Source organism: Alteromonas sp. MmMcT2-2 (genome assembly GCF_022348305.1).
Lineage (GTDB): Bacteria > Pseudomonadota > Gammaproteobacteria > Enterobacterales > Alteromonadaceae > Alteromonas > Alteromonas macleodii.
In genome coordinates this window covers 1-1,031 of record NZ_JAKRFA010000124.1, presented here as the reverse complement: position 1 = coordinate 1,031, position 1,031 = coordinate 1, and the positions used below count along the sequence as shown (strand labels likewise).

Below are 1,031 nucleotides of genomic sequence, written 5' to 3'. Positions count from 1 at the left end.
CGTATCAGCTAAGTCAATGATATGTTTAATTTGCTCGTCACTGGCATCAATAACCAATTCTGACCGGTTGATTGCCTCATGGATATGTCGCATTTTTATGCGTCTCGTGTCAGGGTTATAGCCTATCCCCTTATATCGCATAAGACTTTGCGGGTAACGCCTCCAGTGAAAAAGATTGTTGAACAGTATCGCAACAGCAAACAGAATCATGCAGTTGATAATAGTTGGAGTAAGCACGTACCAATAACTTAAATCCGTTATCGCAGACCCACCAATTACAGCAGCCAAAGCGGTAGCACCACCTGGAGGATGTAGTGAGCGGGATAGGTGCATAACAAATATCGAAAGCGACACTGCTACCGGAGCGGCAATAAAGAGATTTTCAATGTATTGTGCACTTGTAACGCCGACAATAGCAGAAAGAACATTCCCAGCGAAGAATGCCCATGGCGTCGATAGCTGGCCATGAGGAACAGCAAAAAGAAGGACCGTTGACGCTCCCATGGATGGTAAAATTGCTGCTGCTCCCTCCGTGCCTAGCAACCATGTTGTAAGAAAAAAGCATAAAAATATAGCGAGCATTCCACCGATAGTGGCAACGACTTTTTCTGATACAACTACGTTGTTTTGAAAACCCCAAAACCGTTTTAGCTTATTTAACATATATTCCTTTGTAAGGTCAGATATAGGAAACGTATAGACAATATCTATAATTTCTATGAACGAAAAGCTACGTTCTTATCTTTTTCACTAGGGTGATATTAAGGCGCTTCGCCAGTCGGACAAGATTTGCACGGTCCATTGACAGAGATCTGGCTGCCTTAGACCAGTTGTTTTCTGCGTGATGCAATGCCTTGATAATGAGTTGACGTTGAAATTTATCTGTTGCTTCCCGTAAGTCGGTATGGCTATCGGTCTCGAAATATACGGTGGACGAATCTGTGTCTTTACTTGTTAAAGAGTCTGAAGACACGGTTAAACCGGTAATGTCAGATGGCTCAATTATTGTATTTCCGGTTGGATTCTTCTCT

General features: G+C 42.7%; 2 protein-coding genes. Both read right to left on the bottom strand.

The annotated features are described in order from the left end of the window. Window positions 1-663 (bottom strand): HPP family protein (locus MHM99_RS21450; RefSeq protein WP_239220468.1); only part of this gene is annotated, 663 nt, incomplete at its 3' end. A gap of 67 nt (window positions 664-730) precedes the next feature. Further along, a partial coding sequence (locus MHM99_RS21445) for a helix-turn-helix domain-containing protein (RefSeq protein ID WP_275445642.1) occupies window positions 731-1,031 on the bottom strand: 301 nt, incomplete at its 5' end.